General features: G+C 42.1%; 13 protein-coding genes and 1 tRNA gene. 3 read left to right on the top strand and 11 right to left on the bottom strand.

Annotated elements, in window-relative coordinates; genetic code table 11:
• The 9 genes from IEY67_RS24580 to IEY67_RS24540 form a co-directional block, all read right to left on the bottom strand.
• On the bottom strand, positions 1 to 3,060 hold the full coding sequence (locus tag IEY67_RS24580) for a glycosyl hydrolase (RefSeq protein ID WP_183669038.1): 3,060 nt from the start codon (positions 3,058 to 3,060) through the stop codon (positions 1 to 3).
• A gap of 92 nt (positions 3,061 to 3,152) precedes the next feature.
• Positions 3,153 to 5,090, bottom strand: coding sequence for a RagB/SusD family nutrient uptake outer membrane protein (locus IEY67_RS24575; RefSeq protein WP_183669040.1), 1,938 nt, complete (start codon positions 5,088 to 5,090; stop codon positions 3,153 to 3,155).
• A gap of 11 nt (positions 5,091 to 5,101) precedes the next feature.
• Complete coding sequence (locus IEY67_RS24570) at positions 5,102 to 8,506, bottom strand: SusC/RagA family TonB-linked outer membrane protein (protein ID WP_183669042.1); 3,405 nt, start codon at positions 8,504 to 8,506, stop codon at positions 5,102 to 5,104.
• Between the two features lie 182 nt (positions 8,507 to 8,688).
• The gene (locus IEY67_RS24565) at positions 8,689 to 9,657 is read right to left on the bottom strand and encodes a FecR family protein (RefSeq protein ID WP_183669044.1); all 969 of its coding nucleotides are present in this window, start codon (positions 9,655 to 9,657) and stop codon (positions 8,689 to 8,691) included.
• 54 nt (positions 9,658 to 9,711) lie between these two features.
• On the bottom strand, positions 9,712 to 10,281 hold the full coding sequence (locus tag IEY67_RS24560) for an RNA polymerase sigma factor (RefSeq protein WP_262893044.1): 570 nt from the start codon (positions 10,279 to 10,281) through the stop codon (positions 9,712 to 9,714).
• Positions 10,282 to 10,399: 118 nt separating this feature from the next.
• On the bottom strand, positions 10,400 to 11,491 hold the full coding sequence (locus tag IEY67_RS24555; protein WP_183669049.1) for a hypothetical protein: 1,092 nt from the start codon (positions 11,489 to 11,491) through the stop codon (positions 10,400 to 10,402).
• A 12-nt stretch (positions 11,492 to 11,503) separates the two neighbouring features.
• Positions 11,504 to 11,938 carry a hypothetical protein gene (locus tag IEY67_RS24550; protein ID WP_183669051.1) on the bottom strand — a complete coding sequence of 145 codons (435 nt, stop codon included), beginning with the start codon at positions 11,936 to 11,938 and terminating at the stop codon, positions 11,504 to 11,506.
• Positions 11,935 to 12,498, bottom strand: a complete 564-nt coding sequence (locus tag IEY67_RS24545; RefSeq protein WP_183669125.1) for an RNA polymerase sigma factor — start codon at positions 12,496 to 12,498, stop codon at positions 11,935 to 11,937. Before IEY67_RS24545 ends, IEY67_RS24550 begins: the two co-directional genes overlap by 4 nt.
• Positions 12,499 to 12,606: 108 nt before the next feature.
• Positions 12,607 to 12,680 (bottom strand) — tRNA-Ala (locus IEY67_RS24540).
• An 81-nt stretch (positions 12,681 to 12,761) separates the two neighbouring features.
• Between IEY67_RS24540 and IEY67_RS24535 the strand changes: the two genes are divergently transcribed.
• Positions 12,762 to 13,079, top strand: coding sequence for a DUF4286 family protein (locus IEY67_RS24535; RefSeq protein WP_183669126.1), 318 nt, complete (start codon positions 12,762 to 12,764; stop codon positions 13,077 to 13,079).
• The gene (gene ruvC / locus IEY67_RS24530; RefSeq protein WP_122355671.1) at positions 13,072 to 13,632 is read left to right on the top strand and encodes a crossover junction endodeoxyribonuclease RuvC; all 561 of its coding nucleotides are present in this window, start codon (positions 13,072 to 13,074) and stop codon (positions 13,630 to 13,632) included. The genes IEY67_RS24535 and ruvC overlap by 8 nt, the downstream gene beginning before the upstream one ends.
• 55 nt (positions 13,633 to 13,687) lie before the next feature.
• Here ruvC and IEY67_RS24525 read toward each other — a convergent pair whose 3' ends face one another.
• Together IEY67_RS24525 and gdhA are read right to left on the bottom strand one after the other, a co-directional pair.
• Positions 13,688 to 14,170, bottom strand: a complete 483-nt coding sequence (locus tag IEY67_RS24525) for a ferritin (RefSeq protein WP_122355669.1) — start codon at positions 14,168 to 14,170, stop codon at positions 13,688 to 13,690.
• Between the two features lie 63 nt (positions 14,171 to 14,233).
• Positions 14,234 to 15,568, bottom strand: coding sequence for an NADP-specific glutamate dehydrogenase (gene gdhA, locus IEY67_RS24520; protein WP_183669053.1), 1,335 nt, complete (start codon positions 15,566 to 15,568; stop codon positions 14,234 to 14,236).
• Between the two features lie 316 nt (positions 15,569 to 15,884).
• Here gdhA and IEY67_RS24515 point away from each other — a divergent pair, with 316 nt between their 5' ends.
• Positions 15,885 to 18,842, top strand: coding sequence for a PEP/pyruvate-binding domain-containing protein (locus IEY67_RS24515; RefSeq protein WP_122355665.1), 2,958 nt, complete (start codon positions 15,885 to 15,887; stop codon positions 18,840 to 18,842).
• The last annotated feature ends 30 nt before the right edge of the window (positions 18,843 to 18,872 follow it).

Below are 18,872 nucleotides of genomic sequence, written 5' to 3'. Positions count from 1 at the left end.
TCATTTAATAGTAGTAATTAGTTTCACCGGTCCGAACAGTCCCGCATCGTATTGGTTTAGATCAGGTATCCCTTTCCATCCCCAGGTCCGGAGTTTTCCCAGATCTTCTTTCATCCACATTTCATTGGCTATCAGATTTCCTATTTTAATCTTGATTTTATTCTCTCCCCGTTTTAATGTGTTGGAAATGTCAAATTTGAAAGGAGGCCATAAACGAGCTCCTACAGATTGGTCATTAACAAAAACTTCAGCCATGTATTTTACTTCACCTAAATCGAGGAAGACTGATGAAGATGCATCGTCTATCGTAATGGAAGTTTCATATTCTAAAAATCCGGTGTATTGTTGAAGCCCGTAAGTGTACCAGGAAGCTAGTTTTTTATTCTCTTCCGTGCCAACAGTAAATTTAAAAGGAGCGACAGTTACTTTTTCATCCTTCCGGTTTAATACAAACGACAGCAATTTTGATTCCGGTGCCAGGTTGATTAAAGAATCTGTTACCTTTATTTTTTTGTCATTTAGCCAGATCTCTTTACCTAACATATAGGAAGGGACTATAACCGATTTTGCTCCTACAGGAATATTCATCCTCCAATAGCCATAGGTACATTTAATCTCGTTTTCATCCTGGCGGGAATAATATTTCCAGTTGGAGTCATCATATCCTAATCGTAAAAACTCATTTTCTTTCAACCGGCTATCTGAATATAATACTTTTGCGGTTGTTTTATAGATTGTGTTTTCGTCCGGATAACTTATTTTCCATGTGGTATCGATTGTTCTTTCTCTGGTGGCAATATCCGATTTTACCTCTATTGAATTTGTTTTATCAGGATCAAAAGCCAGCCAATAAGCTTCAAACGGATTCAATGTCAGAGATACTTTCTGATATCCATTCTCTGTTTCCGACGGAATATTCTTTTTCTGACCTGTCTCACAATCCCATATTTCAGCAGCTCCTTTTCCATCTCTCAACCAGGCGGTGAAATGTTTCAATGTATCGGTATTGTTTGCAAACCAGTATAAATTGGTATTACCGGTCTTTCTTTGAGCCGTATATAATCTGCCGGAGTTTTCAAGACGTATCTGAGGCTTCATCTTTTCGTTCAGGACTGTGATCATTGATTCCATTCTGTCTTTATCGGATGCTAAATTAATCACGTTCGGAAACTGTTTTAATGCTTTTGCCTGTGTCATAATCGTTTTATCGTTCAGCCCTTTTTCGGGAGAGCCCTGAGGTAATTCGCCTAATAAAACGACTAATCCTCCCTGTTTGGCAAATTCAAAGATTTTTTTGAATGATGACTGGGAGATAATATACGTTGCCGGAAGTACGATTGCCTGGAAATTATGATTATTGATCGTTATTGTGGCATTTTTACCTGAGTTTTGTATCGTTCCTTTTGACAAATAATATTTGTCGGCTATTAAGAAGTCGATATTTTCCTGATTCATTTTTCTCATGGCATCCGAATAGACCTGGTCCGTTTCAACTACACGAGGGTCCCACGGTGCATTCTGTACACCTTTTTCTTCTGAAAAATAGTTTTCTGAAAAAGACCAGGCGGTTTCAACCGGGTGGACCAGCAAAACATCTGCAACCAGGCTGCTTTGCCGGGTAATAAAGGCGGCACGTCTGGCAAAATCAGTCCATTGGTGTAAATAGTTCCAATATGGATTTTCGGTGAACCAGTCACTGGGAAAAGGAACTGTCTCCAATTGTCTGTTCATATAAATACCATGAGGTACAACATGATTAACACCGAATGAAGTGACTGAATTTATGGTCATTTTCATCATTTCCGGAGATTGTATCCATCCCGCTACTCCCATGATCTCACTCATGAAAGGACGGTCTTCAAATTCGGCAACAGACTGTACTTCCTTGAAGTCATGTACATCCTGAGATTTCATTTCCAGACAGTCGTTGCCTGGCATTGTTACACAGCGTGTCGTTCTCATCAGATCGCCTACTGCGATTGTCTGAAGCTGTAACGATTCTTCCCATAAATTGGAGATGTAATACATATTACGTTCCTTCAGCCATTTAACCAATGGTTTGAAGTAACATTCATTATATACATCTGATACGACGTCGAACCAGTCACATCGGGCGACAACAAATAAACCGTCTTTGTCTTTTTCGGTTAATAAAGGTAACCATTCTCTTATATCACGTTTCTTCTTTTTCTGATATTGGGTTGCAAGGTGTTCGGACCACGCCATTTTCCATCCGTAATCACCTTCATTATCGACGAATACGCCCGGTATACTACGACCCATATCTTTTTTGAAATGTTTGTCGTATTGTTCATGGACCATTGGGATGAATACTTCCATTAGTTTCGGGTCCAGATAATTAACTTTTCCGCCATCGATACCCGGATGAGTTTTGATAGTGTATGTATAGATCATCCAGTTACCGGAAGGAACTGTCCATTTGATCGTATTCCCTTCACCGATAACACGCAGAGATGAGGCATCGAGCTGGTTATTGATCAGTTTTCCGGCAACAGCAAAGTCAACCGAATCGTACTTCACTTCTGTTTTTCCGTTTACATAATAACGTCTAGGAGCAAGATAGGTGGCTTCAAGTTCCGGATGTTTCTGGAGGACTTTTCCGGCTACTTGCCCGCTTGGCCAGTTATAGTCATCACAATATCCGAGTGTGAATCCGTTTTCCTTTGTTTTTTGCAGTGCGTTGCTGAAACTGTTGAACCAGGGTTCTGCGAGGTATTGTTCGACAGGAAGCGCTGTTACCGTGTTGTCAAATCCGGAGCGGGGATGTGCATAACCGGGATTCAGTTTCTGTTTGGCCATCTCTTCAGCCATCGAGGCTGCAGCCTGTTCGTCTTTGATCACATCGTCCCAAAACCAAAAAGTGTGAGGTGCATAGAACATGGGAGGATTATCAAACATGTCATGGATTTCCTTGTCGCTGTATTTTTTCAACCATTCGGGCTGAATGTTTTTTTCTTCTTTATCCTGGGCTACTACTATCGAAGAAATCAATAGGCTGCATGTTGTAACAAGGAGTGTGTTTTTCTTTGATATATTCATGGATATACTTCTATTTGATTCGTGAGTAAAATTATTATTATCAAATAGTGCCCACTAAGTTATAGTGAGCACTATGTTTCATACGATGAGTTTTACTGACCGGATGCTTCTAATTCTTCAAGAGAACTGATAGGCGGTTCATTTTTCTCATAACCGGCGTATCCGTAATTCTGGTTTATACGTCCGTATAAGTTCGGATCAATGTTACTTTGCGTAATAGGCCAGAATATATTATGTTTCCCGATTTTATATTCATCTCCATGTAAAGTAGTTACACCTTTGTTATAGTAATTATTGTACTTTACGATACGATGCCACCAATAACTGTTACTGCCTTCGTCTGCCAGGCTTTTCGGGGACTGATATGTTCCTTCTTCGTTTGCTTTAATATACGAGACACGTACCAGTTCCACATGACGGAATTCTTCATACATCAATTCACGGGCCCTTTCGTCCATAATGACATCCAGACCATCCAGACCGTTCATATCGGCTGCACTAAAGAATGTTGTACAATGAGCACGTTTTCTGATCCTGTTCACATCTTCTGCAGCTTTTGCATAATCGTTCAGCCAATAATATGCTTCAGCCCTCAGCAAGTATGCTTCTGCTAATCTATATAGGTATGTATCACCAGGTCCTCCCTGATAATCGACACCTCTGTATCCGTTGGCAACATCACGTTCAACATCATCTACCCATAATTTGTAATAAGGATAACCGTACCAGCAGCGTATAGTATCTTTACACAATAATGTTCCGTCATCAGCATATTTCTGAAGAGGTTTTAAATAATATTTTTCATCATCAGTTCCCAACAGGTTTACATTGTTATACTTCAAATCTTCCATTGCCATCCAGTTTCCAGTTTTCCTGTCATGTCGAAGGTCATTCTCGTCTGTCCACATACTTTTTTCAGCAAAGTAAGTAGGTCTTATGAAGCATTCACCTCGTCCGCATACGGCTCTTTGGTCTATATAATCAGGATATTGTGCCATGAATTCAGAAGTACCGGCTTGTCTGCCGATTCCGATATTTTGCTTACTTGGAGTTAAAATACCCCTGTTAACATCTGTCATACTCCAGAATGGGGTAAAGTTGTATAAAAACATTGTATTAACTCTACTGTCCTGATTTTCATAACGGCTGATGATAGTCATAATACTTTCTTTATTTGCCGAAATAGATTTATTGACAGGTCTGTGTAAATCCCATAAGACATTCCGTGTCATCGGACGAACATCCGGGAAAGGATTTTCAAATGTGCCAAAAGGTTCTTCCATCAATTCATAACCACAGTTATTTATCAGCGTATTTACGGCGGTAAGGGCTTTCTCAAATTCGCCTGCCGCCAGGTAATATTTGGTGAGCAACATCAGGCATGTACCTTTATTCTCTTTTCCCCAATCATCTCTTTCCGGGATATTTTCTACTGCAAACTCCAGGTCTTTGATCATTTTTTCAATAATCACTTCCATCTTTACTGAACGGAAGTCCAATTTAGGGGTTGTTATTTCTTTCGTTACCAGAGGAACGTCTCCAAATTGGAATGTAAGATGGTAATAACGCCATGCACGATGAAAGTAAGCTCTGGAAAGCATCTGATTTTTGGTCGTTTCGTCCAAATCCAGTTCAGGAAGACGCGATATGACTGCATTGGCAAAACTACTACCCGATACTCCGCTAGTCCAAAATGCATTAGAAAGATTGGTTCCAATATAACTATTACTAGATGTTGGAGTAATATCAGAAGCGAAATTTTGTGAACCACTTAAATCTGTAATTGCAGAAACGGCTACATCTGAAAAAATTAATTCAGTTGATACCGCAGTGCCATTGGATCCCAAGAAATAATAAAGCATATCACTTCTACAACGGGTAAGAGCCCCTTCAAGACCTTCTACAGTAGAAAATGTGATATTGGGCTCGTAAAAGGACAGAGGTTCCGGCTCCAGCCAACTTTCGGAACAAGAAGCTAATGTCGATAGAACGAGCGTAAGAGATACTGATTTGAATAAATTATTTTTCATAATAAAATGGATTAAAATGTTATACTAGCACCTAATGTATATGTCCGAGGCATAGAGCCTGTCGTTTCAATATCCCAATAGTTGGCTTTTGACCATTCTTTAGAGAATGCCCATATCGCAACGTTACGGATAGTTGCATATACCCTGATATCCTGGGTGCGTAATAAATTTGTTATTTTCTTCGGAACTCTATATCCGACAGAGATATTCTCCAAACGGATAAAATCTCTACTGATTATTTTTTTAGGTTCTACGTTTGAAGGTAGTGTAGATTTCAGACGTGCATAAGAATTAGACTGATTTTCGGGTGTCCAATATTTCCGTACCGGGCTATTCAAATAATCCCCCTTAAAATCGAAGTAGTTTAAATAATCAGTTGTTGCAGCTTTGTGTCCTAAATAAGAGTACAGGTTAAAAGATATGTCGAAGTCTTTAAACAGAACGAAATCATTCCTTAACGCTAATCTGACTTTAGGATCCTCTTGTCCCAGGAATACTTTATCGTCCTGAGATATCCGATAGTCATTATTCACATCCCGTGCTTTAGCATCACCTGGTTTCTGTCCGTATTTAGCTGCCTCTTCAGCTTCATTTTCTTGCCAGATACCGATCATTTCATAATCCCAGATAGTACCCATAGGTTTATCGATAAACCAACTTTTGTTTATATCATCGACTTCTTTTGAGCCAACTATATTGCCATTTTGGTCTAAGACATCTTCATAAGTATAATATAAATGCTTAATACGGTTTTTATTATGAGATAAATTGAATGTAGTATTCCAACTGAAGTTCTCATTCTCGATGTTTACAGAGTGTAATGATAATTCAAAACCACTGTTAACGACTCTTCCCAGGTTTGTTACAACAGAACTATAACCGCTGATATTAGGGAGTGTACGGTCCATCAATAAATCTGTTGTCGGCATGTAATACCATTCTAGGCTACCATTGATGCGATTATTGAGGAAGCCTAAATCGAGTCCGACATTCCATGAAGCTGTACTTTCCCATTTTAGGTCATTATTAGCCATACGTTCAATTTGTAAAGTGGAAAGCTCATATAATGAACCTGTAGAAGTTGCATATGTATATTTACTGATACCGCTACCGGTAGTTAATTGAGATAATGCCTGATAAATACCAATTTCGCGGTTACCGTTTTTACCCCAAGAGAGACGAAGTTTACCATTACTCATAGGCTCCCAGTTAAAAAAGTTCTCATTAATAAAACTCCAGGCTAAAGCCAATGATGGGAAAGTAGCACGGGGGTTAGAACGTCCAAAGGCTGAAAATCCGTCCCGACGTACAGAAGCTGTGAGCATGTAACGATTATCATAGGAATAGAATAAACGTGCCATCAGGGCATCTCCTGTGTATTTTTCGTCATTTGAACTGAACGTTTTTTCATTTGCACTTTGCATGTTATGCCATTCCAGGATGTCTGTCGGTGAGAACTGTTTACCGGTCATTGACTCACTCCAGTACTGACTTTGTTCTGCACTCTGTAACAAAGTAATATCTACCAGATGTTTTTGGGCAAATGTATAGTTCCATTTTATTATATTATCCAGTGTCCAAACAACAGAGCGTGAACTCTCTCTGGTTGCTGAACCGTGAGTTGTATCAAAAACGCTTTCTGAACTACTCCAGTTTCTGTTTTGTCCCCAGCTATAACGGGGTGCAAAAGTAAATTGATAAGTAATATTGAACGGCAAAGTAAGTTTAGCAAAGAAATTACTATTGACAGTCTGTGTTCCTGCACTTTTGGAAGACATGGACAAGTTATAGAAACTATTTGTACCAGGTGCCTGGTGGCCTTCTCCCATTGGCCAGGGATTCAGGGAACCATCTTCGTAATAAGGGGTGGAATAAGGTGAGTTTTGACACATTCCTTCCCAGTCTACTTTTTGGTACCCTTCATCGCGACTTTGTAAAATCAGATTTGCACCTACTTCCAGGAAGTCGGTAGCTTTGGCATCTATGCGTAAGTTTGTCCTATAGTTTTTAAACCGGTCTCCAACCTGATTACCTTCATTGTCCTGATAGCCCAATGACCAATAATAGTTTACGCGGGATGTTTGTCCGGACAAACTGACATTATAGTTCTGTCGTAATCCTGTCTGCCAGGTTGCATCATACCAGTCATATGGAGTGTTTGCAAAATAATTGCGGCGCTCAACATCTCCCAGGCCAATACGTTGTAACCATACATCTTCCATATTTGTGGAGCCTTGACCGATAGCATCATAGTTACGCCATTGTTCTTCGGTTAAGTTGTATTTCTGTAGATTTTCAGCTGTAGGCTTGCTGTAATATCCTTTATTTTCGAACCCGTTACTGCTGGTTGCATAATCCGACCGGTATTGCAGATATTCATCGGGTTCATAGTATTTGCGGCTTACTCCCATTGTCGCAAATCCTACACTACCATCAAACTGCACGGTAGGTTTTTCTCCTTTACCTTTCTTGGTAGTTATAATAACTACTCCATTGGCCGATTTAGCTCCGTAAATAGCAGCTGATGAAGCATCTTTTAAAATATCGACAGATTCGATATCAGTCGGATTTATTTCGGAAAGGTCTCCGTTGAATGGTACGCCGTTTAATACTACGAGAGGTGCTGTCCCTCCTGTCAGGGAGCGTTTTCCACGAATAAGAAACGTAGGTCCCTCTTTTGCATCACTGGAAGAAGGTGCAACAATTAAGCCAGGAGCTGTTCCACGAAGAATATCCTGTACTGTGGTAGGTCTTTCATTAGCTAATTTATTGGCATCCACGTGACTGATAGCTCCTGTTAAGTCTTTCTTTTTCATGCTACCGTATCCGACTACTACCACTTCGTCCAGCAATCGTGAATCTTCTTTCAAGATGATGTTAAAGATCGTTTGGTTGCTGGTAGGGATTGTTTGTTCTGCATAACCGACATAGGATATCTGTAATATCCCATTCTCTGCGATACTGAGGGAGAAATTACCATCCATATCGGATATGGCTCCGTTGGTTGTCCCTTTTTCTATGATCGTAGCACCGGTAATAGGTTCTCCGTTGCTGTCTTTAATAATACCGGAAATTTCTTTTTTACCGGAGGCTGTTTTCTTTTGTTTGTCGGAGATCACGATCGATTTGGCAGATACAATATTGTACTCCAGATTTTTTCCCGCCAATGCTTCATTAAGTACAGAAGAAACCGGGACTTTTGTTTTGGAAATGGTGATGTCTTTTGTAGCGTCTATCACTACATTTCGATAAGAAAAGCGATAAGTGGTTTGCTTTTCAATAGAAGAAAATATCTCCCTTAGAGAAACATTTTCCAGATGTATCGTTACTAGCTTTTCCTGTGCAAAGAGAGAAACAGAAAAAAAGAATAGTAACGAAAACAAAGTTAACATTCTTAGTCTTAAATGTTTGTTCATCTTAATAGTTTTTAGAATTACACTTAATGGGTTCGCTTAATAAGCGTTCTCAAGAGTAATGACAGGGGTTATTTTATTTAGTACCGAAAAAAATATATGCTAAAGAACATAAAATATGTTTATTAAAAAAACCGCCTCCTTAAAAGAAAGCGGTTCTATATGAATTGGGATGATGCCTGATTTTATTTCAAAAAGATTTCTTTACCGTTGATAACAGCTTTCAGATGATACGAGTGTTCAAGTACTTCAAGTACTTCATTCAGATTGCTAACAGGTAGAGTGCTGGTGAAGGGATCATTGAGATATTCCTCACTTTCTATTTTTATGCGTACATTATAATTTTCTTCTATAGTACGAATCACCTGTGACAGGGGAGTGTTGCGGAATACCATATCACCGCGCCTCCAGGCTGATATATCTTTTATATGTTCGTCGTATATGACTGTTATATTCCCGGTTGCGTAATCCAATATAGCTTTTTGGTTCTTATTTAAGATCACCTGTTTATTGGTATGGGTAGACAGCAAGGAAACACGTCCTTCTTCTAATGCTAATTCGGCTGTCCGATCTGTTTTCCGGACGAGCAGATTGAATTTAGTACCCAATACTTTTACTTGGAGTCCTTGTGCATCGATCAGGAAAGGAATATTCATATCGTGTTTGACCTGGAAATAACCTTCTCCTCCAAAGTGAATGTTTCGTTCTTTTTTGTTGTAATCTTTGGGGAGATAAACGAGTCTGGATTCGGAATTGAGTGATGCTATGCTTCCGTCAGGCAATGTGACACTGGCACGTTCCCCTAGCCCTGTTTCCACAACAATCTCATTAGATAGTAAAGCTGTATTTTCATGATATAAATAGAAACTTAGTACGACAAAGACCGGTAATAGGACAGCCGCGGCTAACTGCGTCCAACGAAGTATCAGAGAAAAACGATTACTTTCGGGTTTAACTTTCTGATCGATTTTACCTTTTATTTTCTGTAACAGTTTGTCGTCGACAGAAGACGTGTCGATCTCTTCATGCAGCCAGTCGTCAAGAATCAGGTTTTCCAGGTCCTGATTATCCATCGCGTTTGCATTTCCTCTAAGTACCGACAGATCTTCAGGACTCAGTTCGTTTATTCTATATTTTTTTATCAAGTCATTCATTCTATTCTGTATGTTAAGACAAACAATTATCTGATTTGTACTAATTGAATCGATTTAATTAATAAATAATAACATAAGATATACTCCCAAGCTTCCCAATTTCTCTTTAAGAGTTTTAAGTCCGAGGGAAAGCTGGTTCTTTACCGTCTGTTCACTCAGTGATAGTTTGTCTGCTATCTCTTTATTCGAGAATTGTTCTATTTTAGACAAAGTAATTACCTTTTGTTGCGTCTCCGGCAATGTTTTTAATATAGCACGGAACTTTGCTACAAATTCCTGATATTCCAGTTGACATGAAGCGTCATCTACTGACCGTTCATTTATATACTGAATATATTCTTCGTATTCAGGTTGATTGATCTTTGTGCGGAATGCATTGATAAGGTAATGTTTTGTCATAATAAAAAGAAGCGAGCGAAGTGTATCTTCCTGTCGTATCTTCGTCCGGTTTGTCCAAAGCCTCATAAATACATCCTGTACAATTTCTTCTGACTCTTCCTGAGATTTCGTAAATTGTATGCTATACGCAAATAGACGTTTTGCGTACATCTCGTATATCCTCTCGAAGGCTTTATAAGAGCCGTTTTTCAATGAAAGGATAAGTTGTGGTTCATTATATTGCACTTGTTTTTCCAAAATACTCAATTAGATAAATCCTAGTATGTCTCCTTTTTCCTTCTGCAAACTTACATAAAAACTTTATTCATTAGTGTATTTAATAAAAATAAAGATCAAGCTGGCTTTACCTTTGCCACCTGGCATATAGCATCCCGCAGATTGCAAGCAGAGCGAGGAATCCAGTGATAACAAAAGCCCAGATATTTGGGACTCGTGACTGGGCTTCCAGTATATAATCGCCCGGTAACAGCCGGTAGGCATCTACCTTCCAGTAAGGAGTATCTCCTTCCCGCAAAGAAGTATTGGCTGTGATCAACCGGCCGGGCATATTGAGCTCATACTTAATCTGGTGGCCGAATAATTCTATTGGCCGGCATTTCTCTTCAAACAACTGGTTTATATGATTTTTGTCCTTTTGATATGCTGTGGAGAAATAAGTTGTCTGGTAGAAAGCATCGAGTAATTCACCCATATCTATCGATTCCAGGTCTGTATCTTTGGCCTTGTCCATGGCAGCTCTTTTGATCGCATCTTTATCCGCTTTCAATTTTGAAATAAAGACTTTGTTGCCTGATTTGCTTTCCCACTCTTCGATGGTTTCAAAGCGAAGTTCGTACAAACTCTCATCGTACCATTTCATGAAACGTTCTGTTAAGTCATTCAGTTTATCGTTCAGTTCCAACCCATTCATACCCTGATAGTCGGTCAGGTCACCTTGAAAGAGCAGTCTTTGTTCTGACTTGTTCAGGAACTGTTCGATAGGGATAGGTCCTTTCTCTTCGATTTGACGGTAACTACATGTAAATGTATAATAAGTATAAAACCATCTGAAATGTTTTTCCAGCTTTTCCTGCGGAACGGCCAATGGCTCCAGCCACTTTTTTTCGGGGGTAAGGAGAGGAGGATTTTCCCATATATTCCATGTGCGTTTGACTTTCACATTCAATTTGTCTTCTTTACCGAGTGAATTGCTTTTCTCACCCAGAATGACAAAAGGGATACTGGCATCCAAAGGGATCTGCTGCCAGCCCCGGATAGAGAACAGGAAAGGCGAATGAGTATTATCGCCAGCCATAAAGGCAGAATCGCCATAAGCATATACTTCACGGCTGATCTGTCCGTCCGGATAGATCTGAGTCACCATTCGATGATTGGATGAACAGGATGCCATAAGAAGCAATCCGGAAATGGTAAATAAGTATCCTATAGTTTTCATGTTTTCTTCGTTTTAGTGGATGATGTTTTCTACGGAATTTTTTTTGGACAGGAAGAAGGTCTTTCTTTTCGATAGTTCCTTCTTGTATTCCTTCCATTGTTCGGATAGATAACGGCTCTTTTCAAGGAAAGAACTTTCAGTGTTCCAGTCATCGGGCAGGAAGGATGCCTTTCCTTGCCAGACGGCGTTAGCAGTGGATGGTTGTTCCGTAAACTGTTTGTCTTGCGGAAATAGTACCGTTTCGCTGATCAGGAAGCAAAGTAGAAAAGCTGCGGCAATACCGGAGATTCTACTGACTAAAAGCAGTATCCGTGAGGGATTTCCGGATGGTAATGCGTCTATCCTGTTCAGGATATCGTTTGTCAGTTCTTCCGGGTTGTCCAGAAATGGTTCGGTTGTTTTTATCTTCTCCAACCATTGTTCGTATGTATCTTCTTTTTTTGTCATAAATTGTCCTCCATCAGGTTTATTTTTATTCGTATCTGTTTGCGTGCCAGGTAAAGATTGCTCTTGATCTTTTCGGCAGACATTCCGGTGATAGCTTCTACTTCGGATACTTCAAGTCCTTCTATTTCCCTCAGCATGAATACCAGCTTTTGCTTTGGGGTCAGTTCATGGGTAAACCGGAGTATCAGCTCTTTCAGTTCCTTATTTATCAGGCTTTGTTCCATATCCTCCCCGGAAGAAAGGGAGATATTGGCGAGAGAGATTCCTTGCATACTCCCCGAAGGGGAATGCTGTAAAGAGCGCAGGCGGTCATAACAAACGTTTCCGGCAATTGTATAGATCCAGGTGGAGAAGCGGTATTCCCGGTTATACTTGTCAAGGCTCAACCACACTTTTACAAATGTTTCCTGTACCATATCTCTTGCCTCTTCTTCGTCGCAGAGTAAGCGGAAAGCCAGGCGAAATACAAGTTGCCGGTATTCTGCAACCAATGCGGCAAAGGCGGCCGTGTCCTGCTTTTTGCATTTGTCGATAAGTATTTGTATTTCCCTTTCATTCATCATATTCTGTTCCTTTATTATATGATACGTAAAAAAGAGGGGATGGTCGAATTAAAATATAAAAAAAGAGGTTCACTTTATTGGTGAACCTCTGTGAGTGTGTTTCCGTGGAGCATATCGGACTCGAACCGATCACCTTCAGACTGCCAGTCTGACGCTCTAGCCAGATGAGCTAATGCCCCGTGTGTGGTTTTCGGTTGCAAATATAGAGGTTTTCCTGAGATATTCGCTATCTTTGTATAAGAATTTTGGAGAAAAAGAATATGATCGTTTATAATACAACATTCAATATAGAGAATGATATCCTTACCGAGTGCATAGAATATCTGAAAAAGAGCTATATACCCCGTGCCTCGGCGAGCGGATTTTTGAGAACGCCTTATCTGCGCCGTATCTTACAAGATGAATCGGAGGATGCAAGCAGTTACTCTGTACAGTTCCATGTAAAGAATCCGGAAACGCTGGAATACTGGATGCAATCGGAAGGCCGTGCCCTGCAGGAAGAATTGATTACACGTTTCGGAACCAAGATCGTTGGTTTCAGTACCTTACTCGAAGAAATAGACTGGGAGAATGACTAAAGACCGCATTATATTAGGTATAGACCCCGGAACGATCGTGATGGGATACGGCGTACTGAAGATCGAAGGGAATAAACCGAAACTCGAAGCGATGGGCGTACTGCAGTTGAACAAGTACGAAGACCATTACCTGCGTCTGAAGAAGATATTTGAACGGGTGCTGGCGCTTATCGACCAGTATCATCCTGACGAATTGGCAATCGAGGCACCGTTTTTCGGGAAGAACGTACAGAGTATGCTGAAACTGGGAAGAGCACAAGGCGTCGCGATGGCGGCAGCTTTGGAACGGGAAATTCCTATCTTCGAATACGCACCGTTGAAGATCAAAATGTCTATTACCGGTAACGGTAACGCTGCAAAAGAACAGGTAGCAGGCATGTTACAACGTTTCCTGCATATTCCGGAAGAGTCGATGTTGCCGCAGTTGGATGCGACCGACGGATTGGCAGCCGCTGTATGTCATTATTTCCAGACAAATAATCCGATCTCGGAGAAGAAGTATACCGGTTGGAAAGACTTTATGGCAAAGAATCCCGGTAAAGTAAGAAAATAAAAAACTCCGGTTCCTGATTTAACAGAGACCGGAGTTTCTTTATTATGGAAAGAAATTATCTTTTGCCAAGCTTGTGATCCAGAAGAATAGCATGATGTTCTCCATACATTTTCAGCTGATCTACGATTGCCTTTGCCGATGATTCTTCTTCTACCTGTTCACGAACGAAACCATATAAGAAGTCTTTTGCTGCGTGATCGTTATCTGCTTCAGCGATGTCAACCATCTTGTCGATCAACTCTGATACATGTACTTCGTGTTTGTAGACATGTTCGAATACTTCCAGCGGAGTGCCCCATGCAGTCGGAACAACATTGATCTGGTTAATTTCGATGTCACCCCCGCGGTCGATAGCGAAATCGATCATCTTGTGGGCATGTTCCATTTCTTCTTCTGCCTGTTTCCTCATCCAGTGTGCACAACCGTTCAGGCCTGCTTTCTGGAAATAGATCGACATTGACAGGTACAGGTTTGAAGACCACATTTCTGCTTCTACCTGTTCATTGAAAGCTTTTGATAAGTTCCTACTTAAGATCATAATGTTTACTTTTATTGAGTTGTATTTGTATAAAAGTAATTACAAAAAGCATGCCAGACTCTTTTATACAATACCTTGCGCCATCATGGCTTTGGCTACTTTCATGAAGCCGGCAATGTTGGCACCTTTCACATAGTTCACATAATTACCATCTTTACCATGAGCAAGACATTGCTCGTGGATAGCGCCCATGATCTGATGCAGTCTGGCATCCACTTCATCGGCAGTCCAGGAGATATGCATGGCATTCTGCGTCATTTCCAGTCCGGAAGTAGCGACACCGCCTGCATTAACGGCTTTACCCGGTGCAAACAACTGTTTGTGTTCGATGAACAGATCGACAGCTTCTGCCGTACATCCCATGTTGGAGACTTCGGCAACGCATAAAGTCTTGTTCTCTATCAGCTTGCGGGCATCGTCGGCATCCAGCTCGTTTTGTGTAGCGCAGGGCAGGGCAATATCCACTTTCTGTTCCCAGGGCTTCTTGCCTAGATAGAAAGTTGCGCCGGGATATTCGTCGGCATAAGGTGCCACGATATCGTTACCGCTGTTACGTAGTTCCAGCATATATTCGATCTTGTCGCCCGAGATACCGTCCGGATCGTACACATATCCGTCCGGACCGGAGATCGTTACGACTTTGGCGCCCAGTTCGGTTGCCTTCTTTGTCGCTCCCCAAGCCACGTTCCCGAAACCAGAAACGGCAACTGTCTTACCTTTTATATCTATACCATGGGTTTCGAGCATCTGATGTACGAAATAGAGAGCACCGTAGCCGGTTGCTTCCGGACGAAGGATAGAACCTCCGAACTCCATGCCTTTGCCGGTGAAAGTACCTGTGTTTTCGCGGGCCAGCTTTTTGTACATGCCGTACATATAACCTACTTCACGTCCGCCAACGCCTATATCGCCTGCCGGTACGTCGCGGTCCGGCCCCAAATTACGCCACAGTTCCATAATGAAAGCCTGGCAGAAGCGCATGATCTCCGCATCGCTTTTACCACGGGGGGCGAAGTCGGAACCGCCTTTACCGCCACCCATCGGCAGGGTAGTCAGGGCATTCTTGAATGTTTGTTCAAATCCCAGGAACTTCAGGATGGACAGATTTACGGACGGGTGGAAACGAATTCCTCCTTTATACGGGCCGATCGCATTATTAAATTGTACGCGGTATCCTAAATTGACTTGTACTTCACCTTTATCGTCTACCCAGGGCACACGGAAAGTAAAGATACGTTCCGGTTCGACCAGCCGTTCGATGATTTTGGCTTTCTCGAATTCCGGATGCTGGTTGTAAACCTCTTCTATTGATAAAAGAACTTCTTTCACGGCTTGCAAGTACTCTTTTTCGCCCGGGTGCTTTGCTTCCAGTGCAGATAAAATAACTTCTGTCTTCATAGCGTTTCTTGCTTTTTTAGGAATAACAATGTGTAGGCAAATGTAGCGAATCCTATGGATTGACCAAGAGTTTTGCTTTCTTTTTGATAGCGGATTATATGTTTTTGATGCATGTCTTTGTGCCGATACTGTTTTTTTGCCGTCTCTCTAACGCCCGATTAAATACGGGCATACCGGAAAGTATAAGGACCAAAGGGAGGAAAATATTAAAAAGTAAGTAGGGAAATAATAGAATATAGGGAGAAAAATACTAATTGGCGGCATCCAAACTGATTTTTTCCTTACATTTGGGCGCATATAATTCTATGAAATCGTTATGAGCGGAATACCGGACTTTCAGAACCTTGTGTTTAAAGACACATCATTCGCCAATCTAATGAATAAGCGTATATATAATGTACTGCTTATTGCCACAAAATACGACGCCTTCATGCTGGAGGACGATGGACGTGTGGACGAGCAGATATTTAATGAATATACTTCACTCAGTCTTCGTTATCCTCCCCGTTTTACCCAGGTGACAACGGAAGAAGAGGCGCTTGCCGAATTAAAGAATCGTAATTTTGAGTTGATCATCTGCATGCCGAATATGGATAACCGCGATATTTTTGCGGCGGCAAAGGAGATCAAGATACATTATCCGAATATCCCTATCGTAGTGCTTACCCCCTTCTCGAAGGAGGTTTCCAAGCGTATCGCCAATGAAGACCTGAGTGCGATTGACTATGTATTCAGTTGGTTGGGTAATGCCGAGTTGCTGCTGGCCATTATCAAACTGATAGAGGATAAGATGAATGCGCCCGACGATACGGCGAGTGTCGGCGTACAGATCATCCTGCTGGTGGAAGACTCCATCCGCTTTTATTCGTCAGCATTGCCCCACTTATATAAATTCGTGCTGGAGCAGAGCCAGATGTTTGCCAAAGAGGCGCTGAACGGCCACCAGCAGACGCTCCGGATGCGCGGACGTCCCAAGATCAAACTGGCACGTACTTATGAGGAAGCTGTCCGTATCTTTAATCAGTACCGGGACAATATGCTCGGTATCGTATCGGATATGAGCTTTATGCATGATGGGGTGAAAGACCCTTATGCCGGGTATAAGTTCGGGCAATATGTCCGTAAGACAGGGCTGATCATTCCTTTTGTGCTCGAGTCTTCCGAGTCGAACAATAAAGTGTATGCCAAAGAATTGGGTGCCTCGTTTATCGACAAGAATTCAAAGAGCTACCCGCAGGATCTGCGTAAGAAGATCATGCAGCGTTTCGGCTTCGGTGATTTCGTGATACTGAATCCGCAGACGAAGGAAGAGATTATGCGTATCAAGGATTTGAAGGATCTGCAGAGGAAAGTATTCCAGATCCCCGACGATTCGCTGGTTTACCATCTTTCGCGCAACCATTTCTCCCGTTTCTTCTATTCGCGTGCCATGTTCCCGCCAGCCGAAGTGTTGAAGCGGGTCGATGTAAGCGATTATAAAGATATGGATGAGGCCCGTAAACTTATTTTCGACCTGATCGTCCAGTATCGCCGTATGAAGAACTCCGGAGTGGTAGCTATTTATCAGAAAGATCGTTTCGACGAGTATAGCAATTTTGCCCGTATCGGTGACGGTTCGCTGGGAGGAAAGGGTAGAGGTCTTGCCTTTATGGGGGCGATGGTTAAACGCTATCCCAAGTTGGAGACGGAGAACTTCAATACGAATATCCCGAAGACGGTAGTAATTTGTACGGATATCTTTGATGAATTTATGGAGACGAACGAGTTGCTGCCTGTTGCGTTGAGCGATGCGGATGACGAGACGATCCTGAAATATTTCCTTCGTGCCAGTCTGCCTGCCAGCCTGATAGATGACCTGATGGCTTTCTTCGATGTGGTGAAAAGCCCGATTGCTGTCCGTTCGTCCAGTCTGCTGGAGGATTCGCATTACCAGCCGTTTGCCGGAATTTACTCTACTTATATGATTCCGCGGCTGGATGATAAATATGAGATGCTTCGCTTGTTGAGCGATGCGATCAAGGCTGTCTATGCATCTGTCTTTTACCGGGACAGCAAGGGATATATGACTGCCACGTCGAATCTGATCGACCAGGAGAAGATGGCGATTGTTCTGCAGGAAGTGGTCGGTAACCGTTACAACGATCATTTCTACCCGACCATCTCCGGTGTGGCACGTTCGCTTAATTTTTATCCGATCGGTAATGAGAAGGCGGAAGACGGCATAGCTAATATTGCCCTGGGATTGGGTAAATATATTGTGGACGGCGGTCAGACATTACGTTTCTCTCCGCGCCATCCGCACAGTATCCTGCAGATGAGTTCGATGGATTTCGCTCTTCGTGAGACGCAGACCCGTTTCTATGCGCTCGACCTGAAGAACCTGGCAGAACAGTTCTCTATCGACGATTCTTTTAACCTTCTGCGTCTGAACCTGAAAGATGCCGATGCGGATGGTTCTTTGAAATATATCGTTTCTACTTACGACCCCTACGATCAGATCATTCGTGACGGTTACTATCCCGGTGGGCGGAAGATCTTGTCTTTCGTCAATATCCTGCAACATGATGTATTCCCGCTGGCAAAGACGCTGGATGAATTGCTTCGTATCGGCCAGGAAGAGATGGGGCGTCCCGTAGAGATCGAGTTTGCCGTGAATGTCGATCCCGCCAATCACGACAAGGCTACTTTCTATCTGCTTCAGATCCGCCCGATCGTTGATAACAAAGAGATCATGGATGAAGACCTGACGCAGATTGAAAATGAAGAAACGATCCTTTCCTCTACCAGTGTCCTGGGGCATGGTATCGTGACGGACGTACAGGATATTATCTATGTAAAGAGCGGTGCTTTCAACTCGTCTAACAATCAGTTGATCGCTTACGAGATAGAGAAGCTGAACCGCCGTTTTACGGAAGAGGAAAAGAATTATGTGCTGGTTGGTCCCGGACGTTGGGGCAGCAGCGACTCCTGGCTGGGTATTCCGGTGAAGTGGCCACATATCAGTAACGCCCGTGTTATCGTGGAGTGCGGATTGGAGAACTATCGTGTCGACCCGAGCCAGGGAACGCATTTCTTCCAGAACCTGACCTCTTTCGGTGTCGGTTATTTCACGATCAACCCGTTCAAAGGCGACGGCTGGTTCGATGAGGCTTACCTGAATGCTTTGCCCGCTGTGGAAGATACCGAGTATCTGCGCCATGTCCGTTTCGACAAACCGATCGTCATAAAGATGGATGGGAAAAAGAGTTTAGGGGTGGTGCTTAAACCGGAATAAGAATAAAAACGGGGTCTGTATTACAGGCTC

Origin of the sequence: Parabacteroides faecis, from assembly GCF_014647375.1 — a bacterium.
GTDB lineage: Bacteria > Bacteroidota > Bacteroidia > Bacteroidales > Tannerellaceae > Parabacteroides > Parabacteroides faecis.
The sequence above is the reverse complement of the archived record's forward strand: the minus strand, read 5'-3'. Positions and strand labels throughout refer to the sequence as shown.